Annotated in this window: 20 protein-coding genes; 5 read left to right on the forward strand and 15 right to left on the reverse strand. The window is 68.5% G+C overall.

The window, feature by feature from the left end:
- Nucleotides 1-80 precede the first annotated feature (80 nt).
- Complete coding sequence (locus B5X82_RS15325; protein ID WP_235862706.1) at nucleotides 81-788, forward strand: DUF4386 domain-containing protein; 708 nt, start codon at nucleotides 81-83, stop codon at nucleotides 786-788.
- A 41-nt stretch (nucleotides 789-829) separates the two neighbouring features.
- On the opposite strand, the gene B5X82_RS15330 is transcribed toward B5X82_RS15325, so the two are convergent.
- The 8 genes from B5X82_RS15330 to B5X82_RS26810 form a co-directional block, all read right to left on the reverse strand.
- Nucleotides 830-1,075: a hypothetical protein gene (locus B5X82_RS15330; RefSeq protein WP_079649020.1), complete on the reverse strand. Its 246-nt coding sequence runs from the start codon at nucleotides 1,073-1,075 to the stop codon at nucleotides 830-832.
- Nucleotides 1,076-1,091: 16 nt separating this feature from the next.
- Complete coding sequence (locus B5X82_RS15335; RefSeq protein WP_012049144.1) at nucleotides 1,092-1,346, reverse strand: hypothetical protein; 255 nt, start codon at nucleotides 1,344-1,346, stop codon at nucleotides 1,092-1,094.
- 23 nt (nucleotides 1,347-1,369) lie between these two features.
- Nucleotides 1,370-1,627, reverse strand: a complete 258-nt coding sequence (locus B5X82_RS15340) for a hypothetical protein (RefSeq protein WP_079649021.1) — start codon at nucleotides 1,625-1,627, stop codon at nucleotides 1,370-1,372.
- A 17-nt stretch (nucleotides 1,628-1,644) separates the two neighbouring features.
- Complete coding sequence (locus B5X82_RS15345) at nucleotides 1,645-1,959, reverse strand: hypothetical protein (RefSeq protein WP_079649022.1); 315 nt, start codon at nucleotides 1,957-1,959, stop codon at nucleotides 1,645-1,647.
- A gap of 150 nt (nucleotides 1,960-2,109) precedes the next feature.
- Nucleotides 2,110-2,490: an envelope stress response membrane protein PspC gene (gene pspC, locus B5X82_RS15350; protein WP_079649023.1), complete on the reverse strand. Its 381-nt coding sequence runs from the start codon at nucleotides 2,488-2,490 to the stop codon at nucleotides 2,110-2,112.
- Nucleotides 2,491-2,526: 36 nt separating this feature from the next.
- On the reverse strand, nucleotides 2,527-2,796 hold the full coding sequence (gene pspB / locus B5X82_RS15355; protein WP_079649024.1) for an envelope stress response membrane protein PspB: 270 nt from the start codon (nucleotides 2,794-2,796) through the stop codon (nucleotides 2,527-2,529).
- 4 nt (nucleotides 2,797-2,800) lie between these two features.
- Nucleotides 2,801-3,472, reverse strand: a complete 672-nt coding sequence (gene pspA, locus B5X82_RS15360; protein WP_079649025.1) for a phage shock protein PspA — start codon at nucleotides 3,470-3,472, stop codon at nucleotides 2,801-2,803.
- A gap of 91 nt (nucleotides 3,473-3,563) precedes the next feature.
- The gene (locus B5X82_RS26810) at nucleotides 3,564-3,710 is read right to left on the reverse strand and encodes a hypothetical protein (RefSeq protein ID WP_176152572.1); all 147 of its coding nucleotides are present in this window, start codon (nucleotides 3,708-3,710) and stop codon (nucleotides 3,564-3,566) included.
- A 174-nt stretch (nucleotides 3,711-3,884) separates the two neighbouring features.
- Here B5X82_RS26810 and pspF point away from each other — a divergent pair, with 174 nt between their 5' ends.
- A complete protein-coding gene (pspF, locus tag B5X82_RS15365) occupies nucleotides 3,885-4,934 on the forward strand; it encodes a phage shock protein operon transcriptional activator (protein WP_079649026.1) in 1,050 nt (349 codons plus the stop codon).
- Nucleotides 4,931-5,689 (forward strand): glycosyltransferase family 25 protein, encoded by a 759-nt coding sequence (locus B5X82_RS15370; RefSeq protein ID WP_079649027.1) that lies wholly within the window; start codon nucleotides 4,931-4,933, stop codon nucleotides 5,687-5,689. Before pspF ends, B5X82_RS15370 begins: the two co-directional genes overlap by 4 nt.
- A 78-nt stretch (nucleotides 5,690-5,767) precedes the next feature.
- On the opposite strand, the gene B5X82_RS15375 is transcribed toward B5X82_RS15370, so the two are convergent.
- Nucleotides 5,768-6,334 (reverse strand): urate hydroxylase PuuD, encoded by a 567-nt coding sequence (locus B5X82_RS15375; RefSeq protein WP_079649028.1) that lies wholly within the window; start codon nucleotides 6,332-6,334, stop codon nucleotides 5,768-5,770.
- 202 nt (nucleotides 6,335-6,536) lie between these two features.
- Here B5X82_RS15375 and B5X82_RS15380 point away from each other — a divergent pair, with 202 nt between their 5' ends.
- Nucleotides 6,537-7,169 (forward strand): superoxide dismutase, encoded by a 633-nt coding sequence (locus B5X82_RS15380; RefSeq protein ID WP_079649029.1) that lies wholly within the window; start codon nucleotides 6,537-6,539, stop codon nucleotides 7,167-7,169.
- Between the two features lie 168 nt (nucleotides 7,170-7,337).
- On the opposite strand, the gene B5X82_RS15385 is transcribed toward B5X82_RS15380, so the two are convergent.
- From B5X82_RS15385 to B5X82_RS15410, 6 genes are all read right to left on the reverse strand, one after another.
- Complete coding sequence (locus B5X82_RS15385) at nucleotides 7,338-8,645, reverse strand: methyl-accepting chemotaxis protein (RefSeq protein WP_079649030.1); 1,308 nt, start codon at nucleotides 8,643-8,645, stop codon at nucleotides 7,338-7,340.
- A gap of 121 nt (nucleotides 8,646-8,766) precedes the next feature.
- Nucleotides 8,767-9,393, reverse strand: a complete 627-nt coding sequence (locus tag B5X82_RS15390; protein ID WP_079649031.1) for a septation protein A — start codon at nucleotides 9,391-9,393, stop codon at nucleotides 8,767-8,769.
- Nucleotides 9,390-10,325 (reverse strand): signal recognition particle-docking protein FtsY, encoded by a 936-nt coding sequence (gene ftsY, locus B5X82_RS15395; protein ID WP_079649032.1) that lies wholly within the window; start codon nucleotides 10,323-10,325, stop codon nucleotides 9,390-9,392. Before ftsY ends, B5X82_RS15390 begins: the two co-directional genes overlap by 4 nt.
- Entirely contained in the window at nucleotides 10,322-11,581 is a 1,260-nt protein-coding gene (mtaB, locus tag B5X82_RS15400) for a tRNA (N(6)-L-threonylcarbamoyladenosine(37)-C(2))-methylthiotransferase MtaB (RefSeq protein WP_079649033.1), read from the reverse strand. The genes ftsY and mtaB overlap by 4 nt, the downstream gene beginning before the upstream one ends.
- Complete coding sequence (gene dapF / locus B5X82_RS15405; RefSeq protein ID WP_079649034.1) at nucleotides 11,578-12,402, reverse strand: diaminopimelate epimerase; 825 nt, start codon at nucleotides 12,400-12,402, stop codon at nucleotides 11,578-11,580. The genes mtaB and dapF overlap by 4 nt, the downstream gene beginning before the upstream one ends.
- Before the next feature lie 189 nt (nucleotides 12,403-12,591).
- Nucleotides 12,592-14,235 carry a putative bifunctional diguanylate cyclase/phosphodiesterase gene (locus B5X82_RS15410; protein ID WP_079649035.1) on the reverse strand — a complete coding sequence of 548 codons (1,644 nt, stop codon included), beginning with the start codon at nucleotides 14,233-14,235 and terminating at the stop codon, nucleotides 12,592-12,594.
- 252 nt (nucleotides 14,236-14,487) lie between these two features.
- On the opposite strand from B5X82_RS15410, the gene B5X82_RS15415 reads away from it, so the two are divergent.
- Nucleotides 14,488-16,083 carry an isocitrate lyase gene (locus tag B5X82_RS15415; RefSeq protein WP_079649036.1) on the forward strand — a complete coding sequence of 532 codons (1,596 nt, stop codon included), beginning with the start codon at nucleotides 14,488-14,490 and terminating at the stop codon, nucleotides 16,081-16,083.
- Nucleotides 16,084-16,144: the final 61 nt, after the last annotated feature.

The following is a 16,144-nucleotide window of genomic DNA, read 5'->3' on the forward strand; positions in this document are numbered from 1 at the left end:
GTCATCCGGATCGACGCGCGCCGTTGCCCGGGGCGTCCCATGGTGTATTATCGGAATAATACATCCAGAGGGAGAGCCGCTTGCCCAGGACCCTGAACGCCGGCGCCGCCGTCGCGCCGCCCGGTATCTCCGGGGCGGCCGCCCGATGGGCCGGCGCGCTCTACCTCGGGACGATCGCATTCGGACTGTTCGCCGAAATCGGGGTGCGTGCGCGCGTCCGCGCTGCCGACGCCGCGACCACGGCGTCCAACATCGTCCATCAGCAAAGCTGGTACAGGCTGGGCGAGGCGGCCGACCTCGCCATGCTGGGCTGCTACATCGCCGTCACCGCGCTTCTCTACAGGCTGTTCGCAACCGGCGCCCGGTCCCTGTCGCTGGTCGCGGCCGGCTTCAGCCTGATCGGCATCGCCGTCCTGGCGGTCGCCGGGATGCTCCATCTGGCTCCCCTCGCGCTGTCGGAATATCAAGGTCTCGCGCGGCCGGACCTGCTCGCGCAACTGGCTCTCGACCTCCATGGCGACCTCTATGGGATCAGCCTCGTCTTCTTCGGCGTCTATTGCCTTCTGATCGGCATCCTATGCGTCACGAGTCGCCTGCTGCCGCTTCCGATCGGCCTGCTGATGATGGCCGGGGGGCTGGCCCATATCGTGACCCGGCTGCTCTGGATCGCGGCCCCTGCCGCCCGGCACGCCCTCCCCGGCGCACTGGACATGCTGCCGCTGGCGGGCGAGGCCGCCCTGGCCGCCTGGCTGCTGCTGGCCGGCCTTCCCCGCACGCGGAGCACCTGAGCGGCGCCCGCCAACGATCGGTCAAGACCGGAACGATCGCCTCAGAGGTCGACCCCGGCCGCGATCGCCTCCAGCTTGCGGATGCGTTCCTTGAGATCGGCCAGCTCGATGCGGGCGGCGGGCGAAGGGCCGCCGGCAGGTTCGGCCGCCGGTACGGGCCGGCGTTCGAGCTTCATCCGCTCGAGCTCCAGCCAGCCGCGCCAGCCGCTCAGGCCGGCCCAGGCGACGACGCACAGGCCGAACAGCCCGGCGCCGCTGACTGTCATCCAGATAATGGGATCGCTCATCGTTCTCGTTCCCTACTCAATCGCGGTGCCGCAGCGCTTCGATCTCGCGATCGAGCGACAGCCCGCGGTCATTCTCGGTGGCGATCCGCTCGAGCACCGCGACCCGCTCCTTGAGCGCACGCAGTTCCTCGCGGAGCCGGTCGTTCTCGCCGGTGTCGGGGCGGACGAATTCCTCGCCCTTGCCGCGCCGGACGACGCCATATTTGGCCCGCATCACGCTCGCGATCGCGGTGATCGCGACGATCAGCACCACCATTTCGAACGGATTCATGGTCTCTCTCCGAAATCGGACGTTCAGTTGAGCGGCTGATCGCGCAGTCGGTCGATCTCGTCGGCCAGCACGGTCGAGCGGTCGGTGAGGATGCGCTCGAGCACCGCGACCCGCTGTTCGAGCCGTTCGGTCTTGGCCGCATATTGCGCGGCCTTCTCGGCGGCTTCGGCGGAGATCGCCTGGATCTGCCGTTCCTTGAGGCGAAACCAGTCGGTCACGACCCAGGCGAGGATGCCGAGGATCGGGATGCTGAGCACGGTGAAGGCGAAGACGTTGATCATGGTGGTACCCTTCGCGATCAGTTGGCCGGGCCGCGCAGCGCGTCGATCTCGCGATCGAGGCGATAGCTGCCGTCGGTGACGATCCGCTCGACGGTGGCGAGCCGGTCCTTGACCGCCGACAGTTCGGCGCGGAGCTGGGCGTTCTCGGTCGAGAGCAGCCTGACCCGCTCGGTCGTCTCGTCACTGGTGCGCGGATAGACCGCCTTGCCCCAGCTGTTCTCCAGCGGATAGCCGTGGCGGATACGGAGCCAGGTGGTGAACACCCAGGCCCCCAGGCCGAGCACGCCGAGCAGCGCGGCGACGGGTGCGAAGGCTTCGAATGGGAAAGTCATCGTCGGAACCCCTAAACCCTGAGTCGATCCCTATTTACATCAATGTCTGTCTAATTTTTTTCGACGAACGGCATGGCGCGTCGACGAACGGCGCTGGTCGTGTAATCCTGTTTCCTGGTGAGCCGGACCGGTGAAATATCCGGTCGCGATTCAGCGCAGAGCGTCGATCTCGCGGGCGAGAGCCGAGTTGTGGCTGGTCACGTGCGCCTCGATGTCGGCGATGCGGCGGTCGATGTCGCGGAACCGGGCGCGGACGTCGCGGACCGAGGCACCGGGCCGGGCGCGGACCGCCTGCCAGAATTTCTCGTCCTCGCGACTGGTGCCGTAGAACTCGCCCGGCTTGTCGTTGGCCAGCCAGTTCACCACCAGATAGGCGACCAGCGCCCAGGGAAAGGTGACGAAGGTCAGGATCACAACGCCGACCCGGATCAGGGTGACGTCGATGCCGGTGTAGTCGGCCAGTCCGGCGCAGACGCCCAGCCATTTGCGATTGCGCTTGTCGAGGTAGAATTTGGTGCGGCGAGCGGACATTTCGAACTTCCTTCCTGTTGCGGGGGCTGCCTGCGATCAATTGTCGCGGCGCCACTCCTCCTCACGGGCGCGGTCGACGCTCTGGCGGGGGCGCCAGGCGGGATCCTGGCTGTCCAGGATCCGTTCCAGCGTGCCGAGCCGATCGTCGAGCCGGCGGGCCATCTCATGCATGTCGTCGAGCAGCTTCTCGTCCTCGACCGTCAGGCCGCCATTCTTCTTCCACTGGGTGACGTAGTGGAAGATCAGCCAGGGCAGGCCCAGGAAGAGGATGCCGACGACGACGATCGGAACGAGGATGTCTTCCATGGGGTCAGGCTCCCTTGCCCGATGCCTTGGCCTTCAGCGCGGCCAGCTCGGCATCGACCTTGTCGGAGGAGCGCAGCTCGGCGATCTCCTCCTCGAGCGTCTTGGGCGCGCCGCCCATGCCCGCCGCTTCGGCGCGGCCCTCGGCATAGTCGACCCGGCGTTCGAGCAGCTCGAAGCGCGAGAAGGCCTCATCGATCTTCGGGCCGGCGTACATCTCGCGCATGCGGGCGCGGTTGTTCGCCGATTCGAGACGGGTGACGATGCTGTTCTGGCGGGCGCGCGCCTCGCGCAGCTTGCCCTGCAGCTTGGCGATGTCGGCCTCGGACGCCTTGAGCGATTCGTCGAGCAGCGCGATCTCCTCGTTGAGCTGCTCGGCCAGGTCGGCCGCCTTCTGCTTCTCGACCAGCGCCGCCTTGGCGAGGTCCTCGCGGTCCTTCGACAGCGCCAGCTCCGCCTTCTCCAGCCAGTTGGCCTGGACGGTGTCGAGCTTGGCGATCTGGCGGCGCAGCTCCTTCTGGTCGGCGATCGTGCGCGCCGCCGAGGCGCGAACCTCGACCAGCGTCTCCTCCATCTCGAGGATGATCATGCGGATCATCTTCGCCGGATCCTCCGCCTTGTCGAGAAGGTCGGTGACGTTGGCGGCGATGATGTCGCGGGTTCGGGAGAAAATCCCCATCTCAAGGCTCCTTGGACTACGCTCTGTACTGCTGGTTCGAAGGGAGGCGTCCGGTGGGCATCCTATACCCGTCGAAGCCGGACGCCACGGCTTAGTTGACGACCTGGACCACCGTGGCGGCGACCATGTCGGCGCGCGCCGGAGCGACGGCACCGGTCACGCAGATCACGGACAGGATCGCGGCACCGATCGTCGAGACGGTGATCCGCTGGAGGTCGATCTTGTCGAACTTGAACATGGCTTCATTCCTGGTCTGGCGTTTCGATCCCGGCCTGCGCCGGTGTTGCGAATAGCTTTGCAGGGACCGTGCCAATTTCGGGAATCGCGGAAATCCGAGCGTTTTCGCACCGGCCACCCGGGTTGGCACGATTTCCTATTGCCAAGACTTGGCAAAAAATACCAACTGTCGGCCATGGAACGCGAAGCCCAGTTCATCGGCCAGTCGCTGGCCTTCCTCGATTCGGTCGAACGCGCCAGCCGCGCGGCGGCGCTCAACCGGCCGGTGCTGGTGATCGGCGAGCGCGGCACCGGCAAGGAGCTGGTCGCCGAGCGCCTCCACCGCCTGTCGTCGCGCTGGGACGGGCCGCTCGTCGTGATGAACTGTGCGGCGCTGCCCGAGACGCTGATCGAGGCCGAGCTGTTCGGCCATGAGGCGGGCGCCTTCACCGGCGCGACCAAGGCGCGCGCGGGCCGGTTCGAGGAGGCCGACGGCGGCACCCTCTTCCTCGACGAGCTGGCGACATTGTCGACCGGCGCGCAGGAGCGGCTGCTGCGCGCGGTCGAATATGGCGAGGTGACGCGGATCGGCGCGTCGCGCCCGGTGCGGGTCGACGTCCGCATCGTCGCCGCGACCAACGAACATCTGCCCGCCCTGGTCGACCAGGGCCGCTTCCGCGCCGACCTGCTCGACCGGCTGAGCTTCGAGGTGATCACCCTGCCCCCCTTGCGCGTCCGCGAGGGCGACGTGCCGGTGCTCGCCGATCATTTCGGACGGCGCATGGCGGCCGAGCTCGGCTGGCCCTATTGGCCGGGTTTCGGCACCGCCGCCGCCGCCGAGCTCGCCCGCCATGACTGGCCCGGCAACGTCCGCGAGCTGCGCAACGTCGTCGAGCGCGCGGTCTATCGCTGGGAGGACCCCGAACGGCCGATCGACGCGATCGAGTTCGATCCGTTCGACAGCCCCTGGCGCCCCGCAGCGGCGCGGCCCGTCGCACCGCCGCACAGCGATGACGGCGAAGCGCCGGCGAGGCCGGCCGTCCAGGCTGCCGCCCCCTCGGCCGCGCCGCCCGTCGGTTGCGACGATTTCCGCGCCGCGGTGCTGCTCTACGAGAAGGCGCTGCTCGAGGATGCGCTCAAGCGCTGCCGCTTCAACCAGCGCGCCACCGCGGCCGCGCTCAAGCTCAGCTACGACCAGCTCCGCCACGCGCTGCGCCGGCACGACCTGCTCGACCGCCAGGGATGACCAGGATCGCGGCGACGGCGGAAAGGCTCTTCCGCAGCTTCGACCGCCTCTATGTCGTCAACCTGCCCGACCGCGCCGACCGGCGGCAGGCGATGGCGGGGGAGCTGGCGCGGCTCGGCACCGGCTTCGACGATCCGCGCGTGCGGCTGTTCGCAGCGGTCCGTCCGACCGACGCGGGGCCGTTCCGCAGCGTCGGCGCGCGCGGCGCCTTCCTCAGCCAGCTCGGCGTGCTGCGCGAGGCACGCGAACAAGGCCATCGCCGCATCCTGATGCTGGAGGATGATTGCGACTTCGTCCGGACGATAGGCCGGCGCCTGCCACCGCTGCTCGACCGGCTCGATGCGGAGGGCTTCGGCCTGTTCTACGGCGGCCATCTGCTGCCCGAGCCGCCCGGCGGCACCCACCCGGCGGACGAGCCGCTGCTCCGCGCCGATCCCGCCCTGACGATCCGGCTCGCCCATTGCCTGGGCTTCGGACCGGCGGCGATCGACGGCCTGCCGGGCTTTCTCGACGCGATGCTCGGCCGTCCGGCGGGGAGCTCCGATGGCGGGCCGATGGATGTCGACGGCGCCTATAACTGGTTCCGCCGTGCCAGGCCCGACCTCGCGACCTGGCTCGCGGTGCCGCCGGTCGCCCACCAGCGGCCGTCGCGGACCGACATATCCGCGCCCGGCACGCTCGACCGGCTGCCCGTCCCGCTCGTCCGCTTCGTGCGCGGCGCCCGCCGTCGGCTCAACGGCTGGATGCGGGGCTGAGGAGGTCCCATCAAGCGTTCATAAGGAAAGGGCCGGAGGATCGATCCCCCGGCCCTTCGTGTTTCCGTCCAGCGACGATCAGCCGAGATTGGCGTTGGTCATCGCATAGAGCATCGGGATCGACAGCAGCGTGTTGAGCCGCGAGAAGATCATCGCGGTCTTCGCCGCCTTGGCCTTGGTGTCGGCGTCGGCGTCGACGATGCCCAGCGCCTTCTTCTGCGCCGGCCAGATCACGAACCAGACGTTGAACGCCATGATCAGCGCCAGCCACATGCCGATGCCGATCAGGCGATAGTCGGCTGACAGCATCAGCGCCTGGTGGACATAGCCGGTGACGTAGGCGACCGCGAGGCCGGTCAGCACCGTGAACGCCGCACCCCAGCGGAAGAAGAACAGCGCCTTGGGAGCGATATATTTGCTCACGCCCGGCTTCAGCTCGGCGGGGACCGCCGGCATGGTCGGGATCTGTACGAAGTTGAAATAGTAGAGCAGGCCGATCCAGGTGATGCCGAAGAAGACGTGCAACCAGCGCAACACATAGTTCACCAGCAACGACTGGTCCGGATGGACATAGGCGATCAGGGCGATCGCGGCGGCCAGGCCGACGATCAGCACGAGATGCAGATTGGCGAAGAATTTATCCATGGCGTTCCCCTGCTTGTTGCGTCCGCCCCTTCACCCGGCGGATCGCTTCCAGGGACCAGTGTATGAATTCGCCGCGCCATTGTCACACATTATGATGCCGGGGGCGTAACGGCGGAAATCCGCCACAAAAGCGATTTTTTGCTGGACCTGACCCCCTTGGGAATCGTTAAGGGGGCACCCCTCATCACGTGGAGATTCCCCCATGGCCTTTTCGCTTCCCCCGCTGCCGTTCGATCGTGCCGCGCTCGAACCGGTCCTGTCCGCCGAGAGCTTCGACTATCATCATGGCAAGCACCACAAGGCATATGTCGACAAGGTCAATGGCTGGATCGAGGAGAAGGGCCTCGAAGGCAAGTCGCTGGTCGAGGTGATCCGCCTCGCCAAGGATCGCAACGACCGGGCCCTCGCCAACCAGGCCGGCCAGATCTGGAACCACGACTTCTTCTGGCAGGGCCTCGCGCCCGAGGGCTCGACCCGGCCGTCCGACAAGCTCGCCAGGCTGATCGAGGCGAGCTTCGGCGGCCAGGACGGGCTGGTCGAGAAGATGGCCGAGGCGGCCGTCGGCCATTTCGGCAGCGGCTGGGCCTGGCTGGTGCTCGCCGGCGACGCGCTCAAGGTTACCTCGCTCCACGACGGCGACACCCCGCTCTCGCTCGAGAACGTCAAGCCGCTGCTGACGCTCGATGTGTGGGAGCACGCTTATTATATCGACTATCGCAACGAGCGCCCGCGCTTCGCCAAGACCGTGCTCGGCAAGGTCGTGAACTGGGATTTCGTGTCGCAGAACATCGAGCAGGACTCGATCGCCAAGGCCGACCAGCTCGTCGACGCCTAAGCCGACGTGAACCCTCTCCCCACCGGGGAGAGGGCAGGGTGAGGGGCGCGAGGGCATAGCCCGAGCGTCCCGCACTCTTCCCAAGGGCGAGGCCAAGGCTCTAGCGTGCCCTCTCCCTCCCATTGCTGCGCAATGGGCCCCTCCCTCTCCCCAAGGGGAGAGGGTTTTCTACGCCCCCTCTATCTCCTCCAGGAAACGGCCGAGCCGCTGTTGCAGCCGGTCCGCGCCGACGCTCAGCGACCGCGCGATGTCGAGCACCGCGCCCGATCCGGCGGCGGCGTCGCTCGCGGTCGCGCTGATCTCGGCGGCCTGCTCGCGGATATGGGCATTGGCGCCCGCCGCGTCGCGGACGTTGGCGCTGATCATCGCGCCGGCCGCATGGTTGCGCGCGACGGTATCGTCGATCGTCGAGGCGAGGCCATCGAGCGCGACGATCGCCGCCTCGATCCCGGCCTGGCCGGCGGCGACCTCGCCCACCCCGCTGCGCACCCCCATGATCCGTCCGGCGACGTGCCGCGCCGCCTCGCGCGTCTGCTGGGCGAGCGCCTTGACCTCCGCTGCGACCACCGCGAAGCCGCGCCCGGCCTCGCCGGCATGCGCCGCCTCGATCGTCGCGTTGAGCGCAAGCAGGTTGATCCGCCGCGCGATCGTGTCGATCGTCTCGACCACCGCGCCGATCTCGCGCGCCGCGTCCTGGAGCTGGCGCGCCTTGATCCCGCCCTCCTCGACCAGCCCGCCGACCCGAGCGGTCGAGGCGCGCGCCTGGCCGACCTCGCGGCCGAGCGCCTCCAGCTGTTCGACCAGGCTATGCCCCTGGTCGGCGATCGCGCCCACATTGTCGGCCGCCTGCGCCGCCGCCGCCATCACCGACAGGCCCTTGGCGCCCGCATCGCCGGCGCGGTCGTTCATGGTCCGGGCGGCATCTTCCAACTGCGCCGAGGCTCCCGCCATCTCGCGCGACAGCAACGCGGCCTCGCCACGCATAGCCTCCGACGCCTGGCGGATCCGGCGCAGCCGCGCCGCGCGTCCGGCCGCCAGCGCCGCTTCGCGATCGGCCGCCAGGCGCAGCAGGTTGCGTCCGCTCACCACCCCGCGGAACCGGCCTTCGGCGGTCAGGATCACCGCATCATGCCCTTCCCCGCCCGAGATCAGCGCGAAGAGATGGCCGAGTCCCAAGCCGATATCGGCGACCGGCACCTGGCTGACGAAACCGTCGAGCCGGCGGTAGAGGCTGTGGTTGCACAGCAGCGCATGGCCGAAGGGATTGAGTAGCAACCGGCGGACATCGCGTTCGAGCACCGCGCCGACCGGACGATCGCCCTCGGCGACGACGGGCAGAACCTCCATCTCGGGCTGGTCGCGGAAACGCGCGATCACCTCGCGCAGATTCGCGGTCGCGGCGATCGTGTCGGTCGTCATCGCGGCCTCGATCGGATCGGGCCGGGCCGGTCGGGCAATCGCGTCTTGGCGGCTCATCGTCGGGCTCCTTGCCCGGCGACGCCTAGCCCCCGCCCGGTAAATAGCGGGTAAGCATAGTGTGACAGATTGATGAAAGTTCGATGAAAATCAACGATTTACATCGAGCTTTGGTCGCCCCTCACCCCTGTGGGGGCAATGCCGCGTCTTCGGCCTTCTCGGTGGTCAGGCCGTGCTTCATCAGCATCGGCACATTGGCGAGCGCGAACAGGATCGTCGCCGGCATCGCTCCCCACAGCTTGTAGCCGAGCCAGAACTCCATGCTGGTCGTGCGCCACACCGCCTCGTTGGCGATCGCCATCGCGACGAAGAACAGCGCCCAATTGCGGGTCAGCTTGGTCCAGCCGAGGTCGGACAGCCCGGGATAGGCCTGCCCCAGCACGAGCTTCAGCGTCGGCCGGTCGGTGAACAGGCCGAAGCCGAGGATCGCCGCGACCATCAGATAATAGACGGTCGGCTTCATCTTGATGAAGGTCGCGTCGTGCAGCCAGACGGTGAGCCCGCCGAACACCAGCACCATCGCGCCCGAGAAGAGCAGCATCGCCGACACCCGCCGGACGGTGATCCACGACCCGACGATCGCGGCGAGCGTCGCCGCCATGAAGATGCCGGTCGACAGCACGATGTTCTTGGTCGCCCAATAGGCGACAAGATAGACGAGCAGCGGCCCGAGATCGATCGCCAGCTTCAGCCCGGCGGCGGGCTCGCGCTTCTCGGCGGGCGCTTTCACCGCGCGATCACCCGTCACTTGCCGATCCTCTCGACCCCGGCGATGGCGCGTGCCACCTCGGCCGGATCGAACGGTTTGAGGTCGTCGACCCCTTCGCCCAGGCCGATCGCATGGACCGGCATGCCATAGCGCTCGGCCGCCGCGACCAGCACGCCGCCGCGCGCGGTGCCGTCCAGCTTGGTCATGATCAGGCCGGTCACGCCCGCGGTCTCCTTGAATATCTCGATCTGGCTCAGCGCATTCTGCCCCGTCGTCGCGTCGAGGACGAGCAGGACGTCGTGCGGCGCGGCCGGGTTGAGCCGGCCGAGCACCCTCCTGATCTTCGCCAGCTCGTCCATCAGGCCAGCCTTGTTCTGCAGACGACCGGCGGTGTCGACGATCAGCACGTCGATGCCCTTTTCGGTACCCTGCTTGACCCCTTCGAACACCAGGCCGGCCGCATCGCCGCCCTCTTTCCCGCTGATGATCGGCACGCCGATCCGGTCGGCCCACACCTTGAGCTGGCCGATCGCGGCGGCGCGAAAGGTGTCGCCGGCGACCAGCATCACCGCATAGTCCTGCTCCTGCAGCAGGTGCGCGAGCTTGGCGATTGTCGTCGTCTTGCCCGATCCGTTGACGCCGATAACGAGGATCACCTGCGGGCGCGGGAAAGCCTCGATCTCGAGCGGCTTGGCGACCGGCGCCAGCACCTTCTCGATCTCCTGCGCGACGATCTCGCGCAGCGCGCGCTCGTCGAGACCCTTGTCGAACATCTCGCCCTTCAGCCGGGCGCGGATGCGCCCCGCCGTCGCGGGTCCCAGGTCGGAGGCGATCAGCGCCTCCTCGATCTCGTCGAGGGTCGCCTCGTCGAGCGCCGCCTTGCCGAACAGCCCGGTCAGATTCTCGCCGAGCCGGTCGGAGGTCTTGCGGAAGCCCCCGAACAGCTTCTCGTGCCAGCGCGCTTCGCTCATGCCGTCTCGTCCGTCACTCTTCCGGTCAGGGCGCCGTCGTCGGCGCCGGTGATGATGATGTCCGCGATCGCACCCGGCACGGGCGCGGTCCCTTCGAAACGCACCCGTGCGAAATTGGGCGCATGGCCCGCGCCGCCCCGCTCGGCGAGCACCGCCTGGCGGGTGCCGACGAGCGTTCGCAGCCAGCGGTCGCGGCGTGCCTCGGTCCGCGCGCGCAGCTCGGCGGCGCGGCGGCGCACGGTGGCGCGGTCGAGCTGCGGCATCCGCGCGGCGGGGGTGCCGGCGCGCGGCGAATAGGGAAAGACATGGCCGAAGACGATGTCGCAATCGTCGATCAGTGCGGCGCTGTTGGCGGCCATCGCATCGTCCTCGGTCGGGAAGCCGGCGATCAGGTCGGCGCCGATCGCGATGTCGGGCCGGGCTGCCTTGAGCCGCTCGACCATCGCCACCGCCTGGGCGCGGCTGTGGCGGCGCTTCATCCGCTTGAGGATCAGGTCGTCGCCGGCCTGCAGCGACAGGTGGACGTGCGGCATCATCCGCGCCTCCTGCGTCAACAGCGCGAACAGCCGGTCGTCGATCTCGATCGAGTCGAGCGAGGAGAGGCGCAGCCGCCGCAGCCCCGGCACATGCGTCAGGATGCGCTCGACGAGCTGCCCGAGGCTCGGAGCGCCGGGCAGGTCGGGACCGTAGCTGGTCAGGTCGACCCCGGTCAGCACCACCTCGGCATGGCCGTCGTCGACCAGCGCCTTGATGCGGTCGATGACGATCCCCGCCGGAACCGAGCGGCTGTTGCCGCGGCCATAGGGGATCACGCAGAAGGTGCAGCGATGGTCGCAGCCATTCTGCACCTCGACGAAGGCGCGGGCGTGCGCGGCGAAGGCGGCGGCCATGTGCGGCGCGGTGTCGCGGACGGCCATGACATCCGAGACGTGGACGTCGGCGCGCGCGCCGCGATCGAAGGCGAACAGTTCGGCCTGGCCCTTATCGGCATTGCCGATCACGCGGGCGACCTCGGGCATCGCCGCGAAGCTCGCCGGATCGGTCTGGGCGGCGCAGCCGGTGACGACGATCCGCGCCTCGGGCCGGCGCTTCGCCGCCTGGCGGATCGCCTTGCGCGCCTGCTTGACCGCCTCGGCGGTGACCGCGCAGCTGTTGACGATCACCAGGTCGTCGGCGTCGGCCATCGCCGCGCGCATCGCCTCGCTCTCGGCGATGTTGAGCCGGCACCCCAATGTGATCAGCTCGGGACCGCTCATCCGCGGGCGTCGGCCCCGAAGGCGCTCAGGTCGGTCTCGGCGGTGAAGACATGGGTGGCGGGGCCGGTCATTATGATCGGCCGACCCGGCGCCCAGTCGATCGTCAGCGGCCCGCCGGGCAGCGTCACCCGCACCGGCGAATCGACCAGCCCGGCGCGGATCGCCGACACCGCGGTCGCGCAGGCGCCGGTGCCGCAGGCGTCGGTCAGGCCGACGCCGCGCTCCCACACGCGCAGGCGGATGTTCGCGCGGTCGTCGACCGTGGCGACGTTGACGTTGATCCGCGCGGGGAACAGCGGATCGGTCTCGATCTGCGGCCCGAGCCGGTCGAGCGCGACCGCGTCGGTCTCGGGTACGAAGAAGACGACGTGCGGATTGCCGACATTGGCGGCCATCGGCGCCTCGAGATCCTCCCAGGCGACTGGCATCGCGCGCGTATCCATCGCATAGGCGAGCGGGATCGCATCCCAGTCGAAGCGCGGCTCACCGAGTTCGACCGAGACCTGATCGCCGGCGCTGCGGCCTTCGAGCAGCCCCGCGACCGTCTCGATCCGCGCGCTGCCGCCGAGCAGGCTGACGACGCAACGGGTGGCGTTGCCGCACGCTTCGACCTCGCTGCCGTCGGCGTTGAATATCCGCATCCGCGCGTCGGCGACGGCGGACGGTTCGAGCAGGATGAGCTGGTCGCAGCCCACCCCGGTCTTGCGGTCGGCAAGCGCCCGCGCGCGCGCCGCGGTCATCTCGACCGGCGCGGTGACGCGCGCATCGATCACGACGAAATCATTGCCGAGACCGTGCATCTTGTGAAAGCGGACCTGCATCGCCGCGCGACTTAAGGATTAGAAGGGCCCGAGTCCATAAGAGCCGCTGCCAAATCCTCCCCGGCCCCGCCGGGGAGGGGGACCACCGCAGGGTGGTGGAGGGGTGCGCCGTGCAACGGCGCTGATCGCGCCGCCCCTCCACCGCTCCGCGGTCCCGCTCCCCCGCTGCGCGGGGGGGAGGACTTAGGGTCACGCCCGCTTGCGGCGGCGCTGGCGCATCGCGACCACCTCGCCGTCGCGGGCGATCGGGCTGGCGGCGGAGAGCAGGCCGCGTCCCGCGAGCAGGGCGCGGGTGGTGCGCGCCGGCGCGGGGCGGCCGAAATGCCAGCCCTGCCCCATGGTGCAGCCGATCGCGGTCAGCATCGCCGCGATCTCGCCGGTCTCGACGCCCTCCGCCAGAACCGGCACGTCGAGTCCCTGGGCGAGCGAGACGATCAGGCGGACCAGCGCCGCCGCTTCGGCGTCCTCGGTCATGCGAAGCACGAAGCTGCGGTCGATCTTGATCCGATCGAGCGGCAGGGTGCGCAAATGGGTCAGGCTCGAATAGCCGGTGCCGAAATCGTCGAGCGCGACGCGGATGCGCTGGTTCTTCAGGCTGGCGACGATCGATGCGGCGAGGCCGAGATTCTCGAACAGCGCCGCCTCGGTGATCTCGACCTCGAGCCGCTCGGCCGGGAAGCTCGTCTCGGTCAACAGCTTGACGATCTTCTGGGCAAGCCAGGCGTCGCGCATCTGCGACGGGCTGATGTTGACGCTGAGCAGCAGCGACGGATCCCAGTGGCGCGCCTCCTCGATCCCGGCGCGCATCACCGACATCGACAGCTCGCCGATCAGGCCCGATTCCTCGGCGATCGGGATGAACGCCGCCGGCTCGATGATGCCATGGTCGGGATGGTCCCAGCGCGCCAGCAGCTCGAAACCGGTCAGCGCGCCGGTGGCGAGGTCGATCTGCGGCTCGAACCAGGGGACGATGCGGCCCGAGGGGATGCCGGCGCGCAGGCCCAGCTCGATCTCGTTGCGCAGCTCCAGCTCGCGCTCCATGCTCGCGTCGAACCAGGCGCGCTGGTTCCGCCCTGCGCGCTTGGCGGCATAGAGCGCGATGTCCGACCGGCGCATCAGCGTGTCGACGGTACGGCAGCCCGCCTCGGTGCGGGCGATCCCCATCGACGCGCCGATCCGCGCCTCGACCCCGCCGATCAGGAAGGGCTCGGCGATCCGCGCGAGGATCGCGTCGGCGACATGGTCGACCGCCGCCGGCTGGTCGGGATCGAAGGCGAAGGCGCAGGCGAACTCGTCGCCGCCGAGCCGTGCCGCGAGCGCGTGCGGCGGAAGCGGCGCGACGATCGCGGCGGAAGCGGCGCGGAGAAGCTGGTCGCCGGCGAGGTGCCCGTGCAGATCGTTGACCGACTTGAAATGGTCGAGGTCGATCATCAGCATCGCCACCGGCCGGCGCTGGCCGAGCGACGTCTCGACCAGCCGCGCCCCGCTCTCGCCGAGCGCGCGGCGGTTGAGCAAGCCGGTCAGGGGGTCGCTGGTCGCCAGCTCGCTGGCCCGCGCTTCGGCGGCGCGGCGCAATGCCACCTCCTGCTTGAGCGCGCGATAGCGGCGCCAGCCGAGCAGGGTCAGCGCGACGTTGAGCAACAGCACCGAGATGGTCAGATTGTCGGTGACCGACAGCGCGCCTTGGACCGAACGCGCCACCGATCCGGCGACGGTGAAGGCCGAGGCGCAGACCAGCAACACCGCGGCGATCGTCACCCCGCCGGCCAGCCGGTCGCCATGATCGCGCGGCGGGCGCAGCGGCGGCCCCTCCTCGATCGTCTTGCCGCGCATCGCCTACTCCGGGGTCGGTTCCGAAACGGCGATTCTAGGCGCGCCAGGTTTCCAAGGATTTAACGCCGGCAGGCTTCATTGCCTTGCCGTAACGGAAGTGCGGATGGCAGGCCTGTAAACTCCTTACAACTTTTCTTGCGAAACGGTCCTGAATCTCACTGTCCGACCCGATTTTCTGACAATATCGGGCTGACTCCGGACCGGATTCGCGGTTGTTCGGGCACATAGCTTGTACAGCCCGAGGAAGTGACCATGACCTATCAGGAAGAAATCGCGCAGGCCGAGCAGTTGATCCGCGGCCAGGGTTCGCCCTGGGCCGGCATCGGTGCCGAGGCGGTTGCCCGCATGCGGCTGCAGAACCGCTTCCAGACCGGCCTCGACATCGCTCGCTACACGGCGAAGATCATGCGCGAGGACATGGCCGCCTATGATCTCGACCCGGCCAACTACACCCAGTCGCTGGGCTGCTGGCACGGCTTCATCGGCCAGCAGAAGCTGATCTCGATCAAGAAGCATTTCGGCACCACCAAGCGCCGCTACCTCTATCTGTCGGGCTGGATGGTCGCCGCGCTGCGCTCCGACTTCGGGCCGCTGCCCGACCAGTCGATGCACGAGAAGACCAGCGTGCCCGCGCTGATCGAGGAACTCTACACCTTCCTGCGCCAGGCCGACGCGCGCGAGCTGGGCGGGCTGTTCCGCGATCTCGACAAGGCCCGCGAGAGCGGCAACCAGGTCGAGGAGCAGCGCCTGATCCACGCGATCGACAACCACCAGACCCATGTCGTGCCGATCATCGCCGACATCGATGCGGGCTTCGGCAATGCCGAGGCGACCTATCTGCTCGCCAAGAAGATGATCCAGGCCGGCGCCTGCGCGCTGCAGATCGAGAACCAGGTGTCCGACGAGAAGCAGTGCGGCCACCAGGATGGCAAGGTGACCGTGCCGCACGAGGACTTCCTCGCGAAGATCCGCGCCTGCCGCTATGCCTTCCTCGAACTGGGCATCAACGACGGCATCATCGTCGCCCGCACCGACTCGCTCGGCGCCGGCCTGACCAAGCAGATCGCCTATTCGGCCGAGCCGGGCGACATCGGCGACCAGTATAACAGCTTCCTCGATTGCGAGGAGATCACCGACGCCAGCACGATCAACGGCGACGTGGTGATCAACCGCAACGGCAAGCTGATGCGTCCGAAGCGGCTGCGTTCGAACCTGTTCCAGTTCCGGGCCGGCACCGGGGCGGATCGCTGCGTGCTCGACTGCATCACCTCGCTCCAGAACGGCGCCGACCTGCTGTGGATCGAGACCGAGAAGCCGCATATCGAGCAGATCGCCGGCATGGTCGACCGCATCCGCGAGGTGATCCCGGACGCGAAGCTGGTCTACAACAACTCGCCGTCGTTCAACTGGACGCTCAACTTCCGCCAGCAGGTGTTCGACGCCTGGGCCGAAGCGGGCAAGGACGTGTCGGCCTATGACCGCGCCAAGCTGATGAGCGTCGATTATGACGGATCGGAGCTGGCGGCCGAGGCCGACGAGAAGATCCGCACCTTCCAGCGCGACGCGGCGAAGCGGGCGGGCATCTTCCACCACCTGATCACCCTGCCGACCTACCACACCGCGGCGCTGTCGACCGACAACCTCGCCAAGGAATATTTCGGCGAGGCGGGCATGCTCGGCTACGTCCTCAACGTGCAGCGCCAGGAGATCCGTCAGGGCATCGCCTGCGTGAAGCACCAGAACATGGCCGGCTCCGACATCGGCGACGACCATAAGGACTATTTCGCCGGCGAGGCCGCGCTGAAGGCCGGCGGCGCGCACAACACGATGAACCAGTTCGCGGCCTGATCCGCACGAGGTTCGGAGAGGAAGGGAGGCCCGGGGCGAAAGCTCCGGGCCTTCTTCCGTC

Source organism: Rhizorhabdus histidinilytica (assembly GCF_900167915.1).
GTDB lineage: Bacteria > Pseudomonadota > Alphaproteobacteria > Sphingomonadales > Sphingomonadaceae > Rhizorhabdus > Rhizorhabdus histidinilytica.

Excerpts from the sequence above, each read along its gene's own strand:
- pspC (WP_079649023.1), bottom strand. The coding sequence starts at position 2,490 with ATGTCCGCTCGCCGCACCAAATTCTACCTCGACAAGCGCAATCGCAAA.
- B5X82_RS15410 (WP_079649035.1), bottom strand. The coding sequence starts at position 14,235 with ATGCGCGGCAAGACGATCGAGGAGGGGCCGCCGCTGCGCCCGCCGCGC.
- B5X82_RS15385 (WP_079649030.1), bottom strand. The coding sequence starts at position 8,645 with ATGAGCCGCCAAGACGCGATTGCCCGACCGGCCCGGCCCGATCCGATC.
- B5X82_RS15345 (WP_079649022.1), bottom strand. The coding sequence starts at position 1,959 with ATGACTTTCCCATTCGAAGCCTTCGCACCCGTCGCCGCGCTGCTCGGC.
- pspB (WP_079649024.1), bottom strand. The coding sequence starts at position 2,796 with ATGGAAGACATCCTCGTTCCGATCGTCGTCGTCGGCATCCTCTTCCTG.
- mtaB (WP_079649033.1), bottom strand. The coding sequence starts at position 11,581 with ATGAGCGGTCCCGAGCTGATCACATTGGGGTGCCGGCTCAACATCGCC.
- B5X82_RS15380 (WP_079649029.1), top strand. The coding sequence starts at position 6,537 with ATGGCCTTTTCGCTTCCCCCGCTGCCGTTCGATCGTGCCGCGCTCGAA.
- B5X82_RS15340 (WP_079649021.1), bottom strand. The coding sequence starts at position 1,627 with ATGATCAACGTCTTCGCCTTCACCGTGCTCAGCATCCCGATCCTCGGC.
- B5X82_RS15370 (WP_079649027.1), top strand. The coding sequence starts at position 4,931 with ATGACCAGGATCGCGGCGACGGCGGAAAGGCTCTTCCGCAGCTTCGAC.
- B5X82_RS15375 (WP_079649028.1), bottom strand. The coding sequence starts at position 6,334 with ATGGATAAATTCTTCGCCAATCTGCATCTCGTGCTGATCGTCGGCCTG.
- B5X82_RS26810 (WP_176152572.1), bottom strand. The coding sequence starts at position 3,710 with ATGTTCAAGTTCGACAAGATCGACCTCCAGCGGATCACCGTCTCGACG.
- B5X82_RS15335 (WP_012049144.1), bottom strand. The coding sequence starts at position 1,346 with ATGAATCCGTTCGAAATGGTGGTGCTGATCGTCGCGATCACCGCGATC.
- pspF (WP_079649026.1), top strand. The coding sequence starts at position 3,885 with ATGGAACGCGAAGCCCAGTTCATCGGCCAGTCGCTGGCCTTCCTCGAT.
- pspA (WP_079649025.1), bottom strand. The coding sequence starts at position 3,472 with ATGGGGATTTTCTCCCGAACCCGCGACATCATCGCCGCCAACGTCACC.
- B5X82_RS15415 (WP_079649036.1), top strand. The coding sequence starts at position 14,488 with ATGACCTATCAGGAAGAAATCGCGCAGGCCGAGCAGTTGATCCGCGGC.
- B5X82_RS15330 (WP_079649020.1), bottom strand. The coding sequence starts at position 1,075 with ATGAGCGATCCCATTATCTGGATGACAGTCAGCGGCGCCGGGCTGTTC.
- ftsY (WP_079649032.1), bottom strand. The coding sequence starts at position 10,325 with ATGAGCGAAGCGCGCTGGCACGAGAAGCTGTTCGGGGGCTTCCGCAAG.
- dapF (WP_079649034.1), bottom strand. The coding sequence starts at position 12,402 with ATGCAGGTCCGCTTTCACAAGATGCACGGTCTCGGCAATGATTTCGTC.